15 protein-coding genes and 1 tRNA gene are annotated in these 14636 nt (G+C 56.8%); 6 read left to right on the top strand and 10 right to left on the bottom strand.

From position 1 onward, the window contains the following. Positions 1–465 precede the first annotated feature (465 nt). The 3 genes from GY169_RS04920 to xni all read left to right on the top strand — a co-directional run bounded on the left by GY169_RS04920 (position 466) and on the right by xni (position 4044). Positions 466–1755: an HAAAP family serine/threonine permease gene (locus GY169_RS04920; RefSeq protein ID WP_065358091.1), complete on the top strand. Its 1290-nt coding sequence runs from the start codon at positions 466–468 to the stop codon at positions 1753–1755. 53 nt (positions 1756–1808) lie between these two features. Further along, positions 1809–3176 carry an L-serine ammonia-lyase gene (locus GY169_RS04915; RefSeq protein ID WP_065358092.1) on the top strand — a complete coding sequence of 456 codons (1368 nt, stop codon included), beginning with the start codon at positions 1809–1811 and terminating at the stop codon, positions 3174–3176. A 112-nt stretch (positions 3177–3288) separates the two neighbouring features. After that, positions 3289–4044, top strand: a complete 756-nt coding sequence (xni, locus tag GY169_RS04910) for a flap endonuclease Xni (RefSeq protein WP_167575124.1) — start codon at positions 3289–3291, stop codon at positions 4042–4044. 72 nt (positions 4045–4116) lie between these two features. Here xni and rlmM read toward each other — a convergent pair whose 3' ends face one another. The 4 genes from rlmM to GY169_RS04890 form a co-directional block, all read right to left on the bottom strand. After that, positions 4117–5217: a 23S rRNA (cytidine(2498)-2'-O)-methyltransferase RlmM gene (gene rlmM, locus GY169_RS04905; RefSeq protein WP_163446319.1), complete on the bottom strand. Its 1101-nt coding sequence runs from the start codon at positions 5215–5217 to the stop codon at positions 4117–4119. After that, complete coding sequence (locus tag GY169_RS04900; protein WP_163446320.1) at positions 5210–5605, bottom strand: DUF423 domain-containing protein; 396 nt, start codon at positions 5603–5605, stop codon at positions 5210–5212. The genes rlmM and GY169_RS04900 overlap by 8 nt, the downstream gene beginning before the upstream one ends. 22 nt (positions 5606–5627) lie before the next feature. Then, positions 5628–6545, bottom strand: a complete 918-nt coding sequence (gene gcvA / locus GY169_RS04895) for a glycine cleavage system transcriptional regulator GcvA (protein WP_167575123.1) — start codon at positions 6543–6545, stop codon at positions 5628–5630. 352 nt (positions 6546–6897) lie between these two features. Further along, a complete protein-coding gene (locus tag GY169_RS04890; protein ID WP_167575122.1) occupies positions 6898–7125 on the bottom strand; it encodes a YgdI/YgdR family lipoprotein in 228 nt (75 codons plus the stop codon). A 191-nt stretch (positions 7126–7316) separates the two neighbouring features. Here GY169_RS04890 and csdA point away from each other — a divergent pair, with 191 nt between their 5' ends. Together csdA and csdE are read left to right on the top strand one after the other, a co-directional pair. Continuing rightward, positions 7317–8522: a cysteine desulfurase CsdA gene (csdA, locus tag GY169_RS04885; RefSeq protein ID WP_167575121.1), complete on the top strand. Its 1206-nt coding sequence runs from the start codon at positions 7317–7319 to the stop codon at positions 8520–8522. Continuing rightward, positions 8522–8971 (top strand): cysteine desulfurase sulfur acceptor subunit CsdE, encoded by a 450-nt coding sequence (csdE, locus tag GY169_RS04880; protein ID WP_167575120.1) that lies wholly within the window; start codon positions 8522–8524, stop codon positions 8969–8971. The genes csdA and csdE overlap by 1 nt, the downstream gene beginning before the upstream one ends. On the opposite strand, the gene tcdA is transcribed toward csdE, so the two are convergent. Next, positions 8956–9768, bottom strand: coding sequence for a tRNA cyclic N6-threonylcarbamoyladenosine(37) synthase TcdA (gene tcdA, locus GY169_RS04875; protein WP_064543045.1), 813 nt, complete (start codon positions 9766–9768; stop codon positions 8956–8958). The genes csdE and tcdA overlap by 16 nt on opposite strands. A gap of 124 nt (positions 9769–9892) precedes the next feature. Next, the gene (gene mltA / locus GY169_RS04870) at positions 9893–10990 is read right to left on the bottom strand and encodes a murein transglycosylase A (RefSeq protein WP_065358098.1); all 1098 of its coding nucleotides are present in this window, start codon (positions 10988–10990) and stop codon (positions 9893–9895) included. Between the two features lie 208 nt (positions 10991–11198). Here mltA and GY169_RS04865 point away from each other — a divergent pair. Continuing rightward, positions 11199–11275: transfer RNA gene (locus GY169_RS04865), tRNA-Met, on the top strand. Between the two features lie 85 nt (positions 11276–11360). On the opposite strand, the gene GY169_RS04860 is transcribed toward GY169_RS04865, so the two are convergent. The 4 genes from GY169_RS04860 to GY169_RS04845 are packed head-to-tail and all read right to left on the bottom strand — an operon-like array spanning position 11361 to position 14635. Next, on the bottom strand, positions 11361–12878 hold the full coding sequence (locus tag GY169_RS04860; RefSeq protein WP_167575119.1) for a cobyric acid synthase: 1518 nt from the start codon (positions 12876–12878) through the stop codon (positions 11361–11363). Then, positions 12875–13681: an energy-coupling factor ABC transporter ATP-binding protein gene (locus GY169_RS04855; RefSeq protein ID WP_167575118.1), complete on the bottom strand. Its 807-nt coding sequence runs from the start codon at positions 13679–13681 to the stop codon at positions 12875–12877. Before GY169_RS04855 ends, GY169_RS04860 begins: the two co-directional genes overlap by 4 nt. Positions 13682–13689: 8 nt before the next feature. After that, the gene (locus GY169_RS04850; protein ID WP_167577245.1) at positions 13690–14367 is read right to left on the bottom strand and encodes an energy-coupling factor ABC transporter transmembrane protein; all 678 of its coding nucleotides are present in this window, start codon (positions 14365–14367) and stop codon (positions 13690–13692) included. Further along, positions 14354–14635, bottom strand: a complete 282-nt coding sequence (locus GY169_RS04845) for an energy-coupling factor ABC transporter substrate-binding protein (protein ID WP_064543034.1) — start codon at positions 14633–14635, stop codon at positions 14354–14356. The genes GY169_RS04850 and GY169_RS04845 overlap by 14 nt, the downstream gene beginning before the upstream one ends. Position 14636: the final 1 nt, after the last annotated feature.

The raw sequence follows: 14636 nt of genomic DNA, 5'->3' as shown, positions 1-14636 counted from the left end.
GGTTTTCTCGCCGGTTTCCCACCTCAAAACGCGCCAAAAATGACGTAGCTACCCGCAAGCCAATCGATTGCGTCAAAACCGAGACCACATATAATTAGCGATAATTATGTTTGAACGCTAAAAAACGCCATTTTCAGCATTTTTATCAGCAAAAACATCGCATTTCGCCATCCCCCATTTACCACGCATACTGCAAATGCTAGCCTTCGCGCCCATAAATATCCGCTTAAAAGGTAATTGCAGGGAAAATACCTGCAATATCCCTAACTAAAAGTAGATTATTACATTTGGGATCATGATCACTGATACATTCACGAGTTAAATGTACATTTGCGCTCGTCGAAAATGGTGTTGGGTAAAAATCACAAAAAAACCAATACTTCTAAAATTTAATATTACGTTTTTATTTTTTTTCACTTTATTTGACTAAAAAATTAGCATTTTTCCTTCCTCCAGGAGATACAGATGGAAAACACTCAAACCAGCACGGTCGTCACAGCAGAATCTGCTAGCGGATGGCGCAAAACAGATACGATGTGGATGCTGGGTCTTTACGGCACCGCGATCGGCGCGGGCGTACTGTTCCTGCCGATCAACGCCGGCGTCGGCGGCATGATCCCGCTGATCATCATGGCTATCCTCGCCTTCCCGATGACCTTCTTCGCACACCGCGGCCTGACCCGCTTCGTGCTGTCCGGTAAAAACCCGGGCGAAGACATCACCGAAGTCGTTGAAGAGCACTTCGGCGTAGGCGCAGGTAAACTGATTACCCTGCTCTACTTCTTCGCTATCTACCCAATCCTGTTGGTGTACAGCGTAGCAATCACGAACACCGTGGAAAGCTTCCTGGCGCACCAGCTGCACATGACGCCGCCGCCGCGCGCTATCCTGTCGCTGATTCTGATCGTCGGTATGATGACTATCGTGCGTTTCGGTGAGCAGATGATCGTTAAAGCGATGAGCATCCTGGTGTTCCCGTTCGTTGCAGCCCTGATGGTGCTGGCGCTGTACCTGATCCCGCAGTGGAGCGGCGCAGCACTGGAAACCCTGTCCTTCAGCAGCGCGGCCTCTACCGGCAACGGCCTGTGGATGACTCTGTGGCTGGCGATTCCGGTGATGGTATTCTCCTTCAACCACTCGCCGATTATCTCTTCCTTCGCGGTCGCGAAGCGTGAAGAGTACGGTCAGGGCGCAGAGAAGAAGTGTTCCTCTATCCTGGCACGTGCCCACATCATGATGGTGCTGACCGTTATGTTCTTCGTCTTCAGCTGCGTACTGAGCCTGTCCCCGGCGGACCTGGCGGCGGCGAAAGAGCAGAACATCTCTATCCTGTCTTACCTGGCGAACCACTTTAACGCGCCGGTTATCGCCTGGATGGCACCGATTATCGCGATTATCGCTATCACCAAATCCTTCCTGGGCCACTACCTGGGCGCACGTGAAGGCTTTAACGGGATGGTGATTAAGTCTCTGCGTAGCAAAGGCAAATCCATCGAAATCAACAAACTGAACAAAATCACTGCGCTGTTCATGCTGGTTACCACCTGGATTGTGGCGACCCTGAACCCAAGCATCCTGGGCATGATTGAAACCCTGGGCGGCCCGATCATCGCGATGATTCTGTTCCTGATGCCGATGTATGCGATTCAGAAAGTACCGGCAATGCGTAAGTACAGCGGTCACATCAGCAACGTCTTCGTTGTGCTGGTAGGTCTCATCGCTATCTCCGCAATCTCCTACTCTCTGTTTAGTTAATCCCCCTGCGCCGCCTTTCGGGGCGGCGCACCTCGATACACAATGGACGCCTCATGATTAGCGTATTCGATATTTTCAAAATCGGCATTGGTCCTTCCAGCTCACACACCGTCGGGCCAATGAAAGCAGGCAAACAATTCACGGACGACTTGATTGCGCGTGGGATTCTGACTGATATCACTCGCGTAGTCGTCGATGTTTACGGCTCACTCTCTCTGACCGGTAAAGGCCACCATACCGATATCGCCATTATTATGGGTCTGGCTGGAAACCTGCCGGATACGGTGGATATCGATGCCATTCCGGCGTTTATCCAGGACGTGAATACCCATGGCCGACTGATGCTGGCTAACGGTCAGCACGAAGTGGAATTCCCGGTTGATCAGTGCATGAACTTCCATGCCGACAACCTCTCGCTGCACGAAAACGGCATGCGTATTACCGCGTTGTCAGGTGACAAAGCCGTTTACAGCAAAACCTACTATTCCATCGGCGGCGGTTTTATCGTCGACGAAGAGCACTTCGGCCAACAGACTGAAGCGCCGGTTGCCGTGCCATACCCGTATAAAAGCGCCGCGGATTTACAGCGTCACTGCCAGGAAACAGGCCTGTCGCTGTCTGGCCTGATGATGCAGAACGAACTCGCGCTGCACAGCAAAGAAGAGCTGGAAAAGCACTTCGCTGACGTCTGGGCGGTAATGAAAGGCGGAATCGAGCACGGCACCACGACCGAAGGCGTATTGCCGGGCAAACTGCGCGTTCCGCGTCGTGCTGCCGCGCTGCGCCGTATGCTGGTCAGCCAGGACAAAATCAGCAGCGACCCGATGGCGGTGGTTGACTGGATTAACATGTTTGCCCTGGCGGTGAACGAGGAAAACGCTGCCGGTGGCCGCGTCGTCACCGCGCCGACCAACGGTGCCTGCGGTATCGTTCCGGCAGTGCTGGCTTACTACGACAAGTTTATCCGTGAAGTGAACGCCAACTCGCTGGCGCGCTATATGCTGGTTGCCAGCGCGATCGGCTCGCTCTACAAGATGAACGCCTCCATCTCCGGCGCTGAAGTGGGTTGCCAGGGTGAAGTGGGTGTCGCCTGCTCCATGGCGGCGGCAGGTCTGGCTGAGCTGCTTGGCGGTAGCCCGGCGCAGGTGTGCATTGCCGCGGAAATCGGCATGGAACATAACCTCGGTTTGACCTGCGACCCGGTTGCCGGTCAGGTTCAGGTGCCGTGCATCGAGCGTAACGCTATTGCGTCGGTGAAAGCGGTCAACGCCGCGCGTATGGCCCTGCGCCGTACCAGCGTGCCGCGCGTGTGTCTCGATAAAGTTATCGAGACCATGTACGAAACCGGCAAAGACATGAACGCCAAATACCGCGAAACCTCTCGCGGCGGGCTGGCGATGAAAGTGGTAGCCTGCGACTAACGTTCCCCAGAGGCCTCGTTTTGCGAGGCCTCTTCCCGTTTTATCTCCCGCCAATAGCCTCACCCGTCCCTGAATGTTACCCTTAGCGCCCAATCTGTTAGGGAGAACGCCCGTGGCCGTCCATTTGCTTATCGTTGACGCACTCAACTTAATTCGTCGTATTCATGCCGTTCAGGGCTCCCCCTGCGTAGAAACCTGTCAGCACGCGCTGGATCTGCTGATTGCGCACAGCCAGCCGACGCATGCGGTAGCGGTATTTGACGATGAAGCGCGTAACAGCGGCTGGCGGCATCAGCGACTTCCTGACTACAAGGCCGGTCGTCCCCCTATGCCGGACGATCTGCATGCCGAAATGCCCGCCCTGCGCGCCGCTTTTGAGCTGCGCGGCGTACGCTGCTGGGAATCTCGCGGTAACGAGGCCGACGATTTAGCCGCCACGCTGGCGGTGAAAGTTGCTGGCGCGGGACATCAGGCCACCATTGTCTCCACCGATAAAGGCTACTGCCAGCTGCTCTCACCCAACCTGCGCATTCGCGACTATTTCCAGAAGCGCTGGCTCGACGTGCCGTTTATCGAAAAAGAGTTTGGCGTGCAGCCTCAGCAACTGCCCGACTACTGGGGGCTGGCGGGAATTAGCAGCTCGAAAGTACCTGGGGTCGCGGGTATTGGCCCGAAGAGCGCCACTCAACTGCTGACGCAGTTCCCCACGCTGGAAGCGCTGTACGAACATCTGGATGAGGTGCCGGAGAAATGGCGAAAGAAACTGGAAGAGCATCGGGAAATGGCGTTCTTGTGCCGGGATATCGCGCGCCTGCAAACCGATTTGCATATCGATGGCAATTTGCAGCAGCTCAGGCTCAACAGATAGCGTAAAGACGCAGGCCGGATAAGGCTTCGCCTTATCCGGCCTGCAAATCACATTCGACCGGGTTATGCGTGATTAACGCTCGTCGCGACGCCCACCCACGGCAGCCCACAGGCGACGCACGTGTACGGTCACTTCTTCACGATCGTGGTACAGCTGACGCGCCTGAATCTGCGCGTTAATACCGTGCTCGTCCAGCTTTGCCTGGATGTGCGCCAGATTCTGCGACAGCTCTTCATAACGCTTTTTCATCGGCAGCTTCAGGTTGAAGATGGTCTCACGGCACCAGCCGTTAACCAGCCATTCCGCCATCAGCGCGGCCACCTTCGCCGGTTTCTCCACCATGTCGCACACCATCCACGAGATGTTGTTGCGGTTCGGGCGATAGCGGAAACCGTCTTCGCGCAGCCAGGTCACCTGACCGGTGTCCATCAGGCTCTGCGCCATCGGGCCGTTATCCACTGAGGAAACCCACATGTTGCGCTTCACCAGCTGATAGGTCCAGCCGCCGGGGCAAGCGCCCAGGTCAACCGCGTACATGCCGTTTGCCAGACGCTCGTCCCACTCGTCGGCGGGAATAAAGACGTGGAACGCCTCTTCCAGCTTCAGCGTAGAACGGCTCGGCGCATCGGCCGGGAACTTCAGACGCGGAATGCCCATATAGAACGGTGAATTGTTGGTGCTATAGGAGTACCCGGTATAGCAGCAGCCTGGCGCGATAAAGAACACGTGTACCACCGGACGTTTGGTGGTCTCGTACGGCGCCAGCACTTTCGCCTCTCGCAGCGCTGCGCGCAGCGGCACGGTGAGCTTACGGCAGAACTTCATCAGCTCTTTGCTTTCGTTGGTGTCAGCCACCTCTACGCGCAGGTCGCCGCCCTTCTCCACCACACCTTGCAGCATGCCGACGATCGGCGTGACGCGGTCTTCTGGCGGTAAATCTTTTAACAGCTCGCCGACGACGATCATCTGGCGAGCAAAGATGAGTGAGCTAAACGGCAGCTCGCGCGCCAGCTTATCGGCGTCACCATCCTGATAGCATTCGAAAATCACATAGCCCGAGTTATCTTTTACGCGCGCGAAGCCAAACACCTCACGACGCCCGGCCTTGTCGGTGATTTCCGCAGCACACTCTTTCTCAAACCCAGGGCGGCAATACAGCACAACCTTATTCATGAACAACACCCTTACGCTTAAGTCGAATGGCACCAATTAACATCAACACCCAACCGGCAAGGAAGCTGACGCCGCCCACCGGGGTAACAAACGCCCACAGGCGTAAATGAGAGAGCGCCAGGCAGTACAGGCTACCGCTGAACAGCACAGTACCCAGCGCCAGAAATACGCTACTCCAGTAGAACCAGATACTAATGCGGCGCTGCATCGCCACCGCCAGGCCAAAAATCGCCAGCGTATGAAACGCCTGGTACTCCAGACCGGTCTGGATCCAGCCCATTTCAACAACGCCGAGCGATTTGCTCAGCACGTGTGCGCCAAACGCGCCCAGTGCGACAAAGACAAAACCGCTGATAGCGGCAAAAATCAGCATAAAACGGCTGGTCATGATGGTATTACCCTAAATTCATTTATTGTTCGTAACGAAAACGAAAAGTTTCTTGCTCATGGGCCGCTTTCGCCAGAATCCACTGACGAAAGGCCGCTATTTTACCCAGTTCTGCCTGACTGTCATGACAAACCAGATAAAACGCATTCTTACTGACCAGAACATCATTAAACGGGCACACCAGACGGCCTGCCTCAATCTCTGACTGCGCCATCACGTTGTTGGCGAGCGCAATCCCCTGTCCGTGGATGGCAGCCTGTAGCACCATGGCGCTATGGCTGAAGATCGGTCCCTGTTGTACGTTGATATGGTTGAGCCCCAGCTGGCGCGTATACGTTTGCCAGTCGCGGCGGGAAGCATCGTGCAGCAGCGTATGTTTGGCTAAGTCGGCGGGGGTTTTTAGCGCCTTATCGCCGGTCAGCAGCAGAGGAGAGCAAACCGGGAGTAAATACTCCGCGTACAGTTTTTCGACGCGTAACCCCGGCCAGTTGCCGCGACCGTAGAAAATCGCCACGTCGACATCGTCCGCCAGCTTGTCTTCCTGACGGTCTACCGCCTGGATTCTGACGTCGATTCCCGGATAAGCTGAGTTAAAGCTTGAGAGGCGCGGCACCAGCCATTGAATCGCAAAACTGGGCAATAAACTGACGGTAAGCGCCCCTTTCGCGCTGCGTGCCTGTAGTTTACGCGTTGCCTCTGTTAATTGCGAAAAGATCTCTTTGATATCCTGAAAATAGCTCTGCCCCTCTTCAGTCAGCAGCAACGAACGATTGCGCCGACGGAACAGCTTCAGCCCCAAAAAATCCTCAAGAGACTTGATTTGGTGGCTTACTGCGGCCTGCGTCACAAAAAGCTCATCGGCCGCGCGGGTGAAACTTAAATGGCGCGCGGCTGCATCAAATACACGTAATGCATTAAGAGGTGGCAAACGCTTTGACATGGTCCCAGAACCCAATTGTTAATTGAATTTAACAAATAGGAAACAACAGTTAACCTATTAGTTTTTTTTATCTGAGACATTATAATTTGTCCGTTGAGCTTCTACCAGCAAATACCTATGATGGCGGCACTTCCTGAGCCGGAACGAGAAGCTTTTTTTGGAATGCGTGTTCTGAAGGGCTTTTGGCTTACGGTTGTGATGTTGTGTTGTTGTGTTTGCAATTGGTCTGCAATTCAGATCACGGTAGCAAGGCTACCCTTTTTCACTTCCTGTACATTTACCCTGTCTGTCCATAGTGATTAATGTAGCACCGCCTAATTGCGGTGCTTTTTTTTGCCTGCGATTCGGCGCGCTATTTCTCCAGCGCCACCATCTCTTTCACATCGCTATGGTTGATTTGCTGTTTCACGCCGTTGGCATCGGTGTAAGAAATCATACCGGTGTCTTTATCGGTCTGCGGTTTGCCCTCGGAAACAATGCTACGACCATCGTTGGTGTGCATCACGTAGTTTGGGCCAGAACAGGCACTCAGGGTAAACGTCAGCATACAGGCAGAAATCATTGCGGCAGTCTTTTTCATCTTCTTCTCCTTTAGCGATTTATGCTATCTAAAGCTCATTTCATAACAGGCGAAAATATTTGCCTAACGTTATTTAGCATAAGACACTGGTCGGATAGTGCCAGCAGAACCAGACGATTCCGAGGATTGGCACAAACCTTGTATCAATGCTCATTTTGCGCCACGATCGGTTGATTGAACCGAGGAATACCATGAACGCTTTCAACCCCGCGCAGTTTCGCGCGCAATTTCCCGCCCTGCACGATGCCGGGGTTTACCTTGATAGCGCCGCCACAGCGTTAAAACCCCAGGCGGTGATAGAGGCGACAAACCAGTTCTACTCGCTGAGCGCGGGGAACGTCCATCGCAGCCAATTCGCCGAAGCCCAGCGCCTGACCGCGCGCTACGAAGCCGCGCGCGATCAGGTCGCCCGCTGGCTAAACGCCCCTCGCGGCAAAGACATTGTCTGGACGCGCGGCACGACGGAAGCCATCAATATGGTGGCCCAGTGCTACGCGCGACCGCGCCTGCAGCCGGGCGACGAAATTATCGTCAGCACCGCCGAGCACCACGCGAACCTGGTGCCTTGGCTGATGGTGGCGGAGCAAACTGGCGCGAAGGTGGTACAACTGCCTCTTGGCGTTAACCGCCTGCCGGACGTCGAACAACTCACCACGCTGATCACCTCGCGCAGCCGCATTCTGGCGCTGGGGCAAATGTCGAACGTCACCGGCGGCTGTCCGGATCTGGCGCGCGCAATTACTCTCGCCCATCAGGCCGGTATGGTGGTGATGGTCGACGGCGCACAGGGCGCGGTGCACTTCCCGGCGGACGTGCAGGCGCTGGATATCGATTTCTATGCCTTTTCCGGCCATAAGCTCTACGGGCCGACCGGCATCGGCGTACTCTATGGCAAGAGCGAACTGCTGGATGCCATGGCCCCGTGGCTGGGCGGCGGCAAAATGATTAGCGAAGTGACCTTTAACGGCTTTACCACCCAGCCGGTGCCGTACCGCCTGGAGGCAGGCACGCCGAACGTAGCGGGCGTCATTGGCCTGAGCGCGGCGCTGGAATGGCTGTCTGAGGTGGATATCGTGCAGGCCGAATCTTGGAGCCGGGGCTTAGCGACGCTGGCGGAAGATGAGCTGGCAAAACGCCCGGGGTTCCGCTCCTTCCGCTGCCAGGATTCCAGCCTGTTAGCCTTTGATTTTGCGGGTGTTCATCACAGTGACATGGTAACGCTGCTGGCGGAATACGGGATCGCCCTGCGCGCCGGCCAGCACTGTGCACAGCCGCTGCTGGCGGCACTGGGCGTCAGCGGCACGCTGCGCGCCTCGTTCGCCCCCTATAATACGCAAGACGATGTACACGCGCTGGTCAACGCCGTTGACCGTGCGCTCGAACTTCTGGTGGATTAATGACGACTCCTTTGCTCGCCGGACACCCGTTCGGCACCACCGTAACGCCTGAGGCATTACGGCAACAGTTTGGCGCACTTAGCCAATGGGAAGAGAAGTACCGGCAGCTGATTCTGCTGGGCAAACAGCTCCCCTCGCTGACGGACGATCTCAAAGCGCAGGCCAAAGAGATTCCCGGCTGTGAAAACCGCGTCTGGCTGGGCTACTCGCTGGAGGCTGACGGAACGCTGCATTTCTTTGGCGATAGCGAAGGCAGGATCGTGCGCGGCCTGCTGGCGGTGCTGCTGACCGCCGCGGAAGGCAAACGCCCGGAAGCGATTCTGGCTACCAGCCCGCTCGACTTTTTCGATGAGCTCGGGTTACGCGGCCAGTTGAGCGCCTCACGCAGTCAGGGCCTGACGGCCCTGAATGACGCAATGATTGATGCCGCGCGTCAGGCGCTGGCCTGACGCTCCGCTTTCGCGAGCATCTTTTTCAACGCATGGGATACCGCGACAAAACCGAAGGTCGCGGTGACCATCGTCGCCGCGCCAAAGCCTGAGGCGCAGTCCATCCGTTTTGGCCCTTCAGCGGTACTTTTCATCGCACACACGGAACCGTCAGACTGCGGGTATACCAGCGCCTCGGTGGAAAAGACGCAGTCCACGCCCAGCTTACCTTTACTGTTCTTCACCACGCCAAAATCGCTTTTCAGCCGCTCGCGCAGCTTGGCCGCCAGCGGATCCTGGATGGTTTTCGCCAGATCGCTCACCTGGATCTGCGTCGGGTCGATTTGCCCGCCCGCGCCGCCGGTGGTGATCAACGGCACTTTATAGCGACGGCAGTAAGCAATCAACGCCGCCTTTGGGCGCACGCTATCGATAGCGTCCACCACGTAGCTGTAGCCCACGCCCAGATATTCCGCGACGTTATCCGGTGTCACAAAGTCGTCAATGACGGTCACACGACATTCGGGATTAATCAGGCGAATACGTTCAGCCATCACCTCAGCCTTTGCCAGGCCAACGTTGCCGCCCAGCGCATGAATCTGGCGATTGGTGTTGGTCACGCACACGTCATCCATATCGATAAGCGTGATAGCGCCGATACCGGTGCGGGCCAGCGCTTCCGCCGCCCAACTGCCCACGCCGCCAATCCCAACCACGCAAACGTGCGCATCGGCAAACACCTGCAGCGCCTTTTCACCGTATAAACGTGCCGTGCCGCCAAAACGCTGGCGCCAGGCGTCACTGATAACCACAGACATAGAACCTCAGAGTTAAAAACAAAAAGAGCGGACAATGCCGCCCTGAGCGCCATTCCACTGCCGGATGGCGCTTCGCTTATCCGGCCTACGCGCTAATGTGTAGGCCGGATACGCCATCGGGCCATTAGCCGCTAAATACGTTACCCGCGCTGCCGGATGACTTCAGCACCCACACGCGTCCGTAGTGATTATACCAGCCTGCACGGTGTCCGGCATCCGGGCCGATGCCCTGATAGATGTCGAAGTGTTGGCCTTTAATCGCGCCGCCGACATCCAGCGCCACCATAAGGCGCAGCTCGTACTGACCGTTAAATTTGCCGTTGTTGTCCAGCTGCGGCACTTCCGCCAGCAGCGTGGTACCCGGCGGGATCACGTTACGGTCAGCCGCCACCGACGCACGCCCGACCAGCGGCACGGCGCTGGCACCTTTCACCGGCGCGAAAGACTGCGGTTTAAAGAAGACGAACGACGGGTTCTGTTCCAGCAGTTCGCGAACTTCCGCTTCGCTGTGGGTTTCGCCCCAGTGACGGATGGCCTGCATCGACATATCTTCGCGCTTCACTTCCCCGCGATCGATCAGTACCTTGCCGATACTCTTATAGGCCCAGCCGTTTTTGCCGGCATAGCTGAAGAAGTTCAGCGGCGAACCGTCGCCGAAATCGATATAGCCGCTGCCCTGCACGTCCATGATGAAGTTATCCATCAGCGAATTGCTGTAGGCAAGAATATAAGCATCGCTCAGTTGGCCAGCGTAAATCCCGGCGCGAGACGGCAGTTTGCCGCGCTTCGGCGGCATACGGTAAATCGGATACTGGAATTCGCCCTGACGCGTATGGCGCGCTTCCACCACCGGCGTGTAGTAGCCGGTAAACTGCACGTTGCCGTAGTTGTCGGTCCCTTCCATCTGCCAGGCATCGATACCATACTGGCGCAGGGTACGGGTATCGCCGCCGGAAAGCAGCCACTGCTGCACGGCGTTGTATACGTTGCTCTGATTGCCATAAAGACGCGGCGAAGCGCTACGGATATGGCCCACCTGCTGCGCGAAGTCGCCCGCGTTGATCGGCGCGCCGACGGCATCAGGCTGATTGACTAAAGAGAAAGGCTGGGTGAATTTCCCGTCTTTATACTGTTGACCGCGATCGGTCGGTTTTGACGAACAGGCGGCCAGCATTGCCAGCATTGCCCCCGTTGCCACATATTTTACCCAACGTCCTTTCATGGTGTTTTGTATTCCGCATAATCGAAAGTGCCCGCTGAAGATAACAAACCGCCAGGGGTATTGAAATGCGATTGCGCAGCCCTGTCATAATTTCGAACAAAAAACGTTCAGATTGTGCCTAATACGCACAACTCATAAAAAAATGAGAGCTTTATATCAAAAATGGGTTGCAACAAATGCTCAGCAGAGTATAGTGCGCATCCACGGACGCGGGGTGGAGCAGCCTGGTAGCTCGTCGGGCTCATAACCCGAAGGTCGTCGGTTCAAATCCGGCCCCCGCAACCAATTAAAATGACACCCATCAGGGTGTTTTTTTTTTGCCTGTTATCCAGCGAAAGTACGCCATCCTCACGAACGGCGCGCCGCTTCCCTACCCTTCTTTATGCTCGCGCATAATCGTATAAATCTTTTCAATATCAATATGCTGACGCATTGATTCCGCCAGGATATCAAACTGCTGCGCCTTATACTCCGCATAGTGAAAATCGTTGTCCCTTGCCGGTAATCCTTTGCGTTCACGCAGCCCGTTGACCAGCGCACGCGTAAAGGCGTCGCTATCGAACAGCCCGTGCAGGTAGGTGCCAAACGCCAGTCCGTCCGCGCTAACCGCGCCATCCGCTTGATGCTGGCCGTTTTTACACAGCTGCATTAACGACAGCGCGTTGTCCGCCAGCACCGTCTCGCCCATATGAATTTCATAGCCTTGCAGCGCCATACCGGACACCCCCGTCAGCCAGCCCGGCAGCGCGGCGTTAAGCGTTGCCGTGGCCCGCGTGGTGGTTTTCTGCGGTGCAAAACGCGTGACGGTATTGAGCAGCCCCAATCCCGGCAGCGTCCCCAATCCGGATTCCACTTCATCTATCAGCATATCGCCAAGCATCTGATAGCCACCGCAAATGCCCAATACCGGCACACGCTGATGTTGCGCCTGGAGAATCCCGTACGCCAGCCCGCTATCCTGCAGCCACAACAGATCGCCCAACGTGTTTTTACTGCCCGGCAGAATAATCAGGTCCGCGTCCGCCAGCTCTTGCGCATGGCGCACGTAGCGTACTCGGACGTCCGGCTGGGCGGCCAGCGCGTTGAAGTCGGTAAAGTTAGAGATATGCGGCAGTTGCACCACGGCAATATCCACATCACGCTCGCCCGCGCAGCGGTACTTGCCCTTTTGCAACGCGACGCCGTCCTCATCTTCCAGCTCAACCTCCAGCCACGGCATCACGCCCAATACCGGCACGTTCGTCAGCGCTTCAATCTGCTCAATGCCGGAGTGCAGCAACGCAACATCGCCGCGAAACTTGTTGATGATCACCCCCTTCACCCGCGCCCGTTCGTGGTCGCGCAGCAGCGCCAGCGTGCCGTAAATCGCCGCGAAAACGCCGCCGCGATCGATATCCGCCACCAGAATCACCGGGCACTGCGCCATCTCCGCCATGCCCATATTGACGATATCGCGGTCGCGCAGGTTGATCTCCGCCGGGCTACCCGCCCCTTCCAGCACCAGCACGTCATACTCGCTCGCCAGACTGCGATAGACGCTGAGGATTTGCTCGCGCAGACGCGGTTTGTAGTCGTGATAGCTGACGGCGTCCATATTGCTCGCCACTTCTCCCATCAGCACAATCTGTGCTTTGCGGTCGCTGGTTGGCTTGAGCAGAATGGGGTTCATCCGCACGTCCGGGGCAATACCTGCGGCTTCCGCCTGAAAAATCTGCGCCCGCCCCATCTCTTTACCGTCCGGGGTGATCCCGGAATTAAGCGCCATATTCTGCGATTTGAACGGCGCGGTGCGCAGGCCATCCTGATAAAAAATCCGGCATAGCCCCGCCACCAGCATACTTTTACCGACGTCGGAAGCCGTGCCTTGTAACATAATGGCCTGGGTCATATCGTTCCTTTTTCTCGCATTCGGCGGAAAAACTCCGCCTCGGTTTTGCACAGCGGTAGCCCAAGCTCCGCATGCAGCTTCACCAGCCACGGCTGGCTCAACCCCGCCTGTTCCATCAACTCACGCTGGGCGAATACCTCGCCGGGAGCGCCCTGCGCCAGCACTTCCCCCTGGCGCAGTACATGTACCGCGTCGCTGACTTCATAAATCAAATCAATATCGTGGCTGGAAATTACCACATGATTGCCCTGCGCGACGATACGCTTGATGATGTCTATCATCTGCGCGCGTCCGGACGGGTCCAGCCCTGCTGTCGGTTCATCCAACAGCAGGTAGCGCGCGTTCAGCACCAGCGCGCCGGCAATCGCCACGCGCTTTTTCTGCCCGTGGCTCAGGCACTGGATCGGCTGTTGGCGAAAATGCTGAGCGTCGACAAGCGTGAGCGCATCGTCGATACGCCGCGCAATCTCCGTCTCCGCCACGCCGATATTGCGCAGGCTGAAGGCAATATCGCTGTCGATATCGGTATAGAAAATCTGCTGGTCCGGATCCTGAAAGACGGTGGTCACCTGCTGGCGCAGCGCCAGCAGCCCGCGTTTGCTGTAGTCCAGCGGTTTACCCTGCCACAGCACCGCCCCCTGCTGCGGACGCAGCAGCCCGCTGAGGTTCATAAACAGCGTCGATTTCCCGCACCCGTTGGCGCCCACCAGCCCGGTGACGGCCTGGCGAGAAAAATCCAGCGTTAACCCTTTAAGAATGGGCGCGTCCTGGTAGCGAAATTCCAGGTCAGAGGTGGCAAGCATGGCGTTCCTTAAAGATGAAAATCACCCTGATACAGTTTGATATCCAGCGCGGTGCTCATCTGCTGATAACGCATCAGCACCCGCGTAAACAACAGGCTCACCAGCATCGCCAGCGAGCGATAGCCGAGACGCACATTGCGATAACCAAAGCGCAGCGTCTGTGCCCGGTGAATGGCCATGGCTTCGTCAATCAGGATAAAGATAAAGCGCCAGGTCAGCAGAATCTGCTCGGTGAGCAGACGCGGCACCCGCGCCCGCTTGAGTAGCACAATCAGCTGTGGGAACGGCAGGTTCAGCACCAGCCAGAAAGTGGCTGAGAGTGCGGCGAGGCTGCGCCAGAAGGTCGCATTGGCGGTCGCGATTCCCTGTGCGGTAACGCCCAGCCAGTACGGACCAATCGGCGCGCCCGCCAGCAGCGTCTGTGGATCGCGGCTGACGCTAAACACGAGCGTCACCACTCCCACCAGCAGAAACCCGAGCGGCAGCGCCATCCAGCGGCACCAGCGCCAGAGAGAGAGGCGCAGCAGCCAGCAGGTAAAGGCGGCGGTGCAGGCCATCATCAGCGCCTGGCCCAGCGGCGGCAGGCTAAAAGCCAGCACCATCAACAGCAGCCAGAACAGGAACTTGCGCTCCGGTGCGACATGCAGCCAGCGGCTCTGGTAGCTTAGTCTGTCAAGACCGGTCATCACGACGCTGACGCCCTTTGTAATAGCCGAGGATATAGAAAATCACCGCCGCGCCGAGGGAGCCCTGTAAGGTAAACAGCAGGCTTTCTATTTCACCGCTCGCCGGTTCATACAACGGCTGGAACCACGGCTGATAATCCGGCGCAATGGCCTGAATCTGGCTTTCGGCCTCGCCGTCGGAACCGCCGTATTCACCGCCGTGGTTAATGAAGAACGGCAGGATCATCAGCGCAATAACCAGCGCCAACAGGATCAACGTTTTTTTCATC

It is taken from the genome of Kluyvera genomosp. 3 (genome assembly GCF_011765685.1).
Classification (GTDB): Bacteria; Pseudomonadota; Gammaproteobacteria; order Enterobacterales; family Enterobacteriaceae; genus Kluyvera; species Kluyvera georgiana_A.
Note: the sequence above shows the minus strand (reverse complement) of the source record. Positions and strands in the feature narration are given on the sequence as shown.